Raw genomic sequence first — 239 nt, forward strand, 5'->3', positions numbered from 1 at the left:
CCAGCAGCGGCACCGGCATCAGGAACCACAGATTTGGCAGGCTAAACCAACGATCGGCAATGGCACTGTGCGCCAGCGGCGTCCACAGGCTGATAATGGCAATAACAGCCAACATCGCCAGCAGCAGTTTTTTTGCCACACTGCGCATTTTATCTTGTAGCGGGTTTTCGCTTTTCATCACCAGCCATGTTGCCCCCAGCAGGGCGTAGGCCACCACCAGTCCCAGCCCGCAAAACAGC

General features: G+C 56.9%; 1 protein-coding gene. It reads right to left on the reverse strand.

Annotation, left to right across the window (positions count from 1 at the left end; all coding sequences use genetic code 11):
* Positions 1-239, reverse strand: a 239-nt coding sequence (locus FDX22_RS32060) for a cytochrome d ubiquinol oxidase subunit II (RefSeq protein ID WP_255433058.1), incomplete at both ends; no start/stop codon positions are given.

Source organism: Citrobacter sp. TBCS-14 (assembly GCF_005280805.1).
Taxonomy (GTDB): Bacteria; Pseudomonadota; Gammaproteobacteria; order Enterobacterales; family Enterobacteriaceae; genus Citrobacter; species Citrobacter gillenii.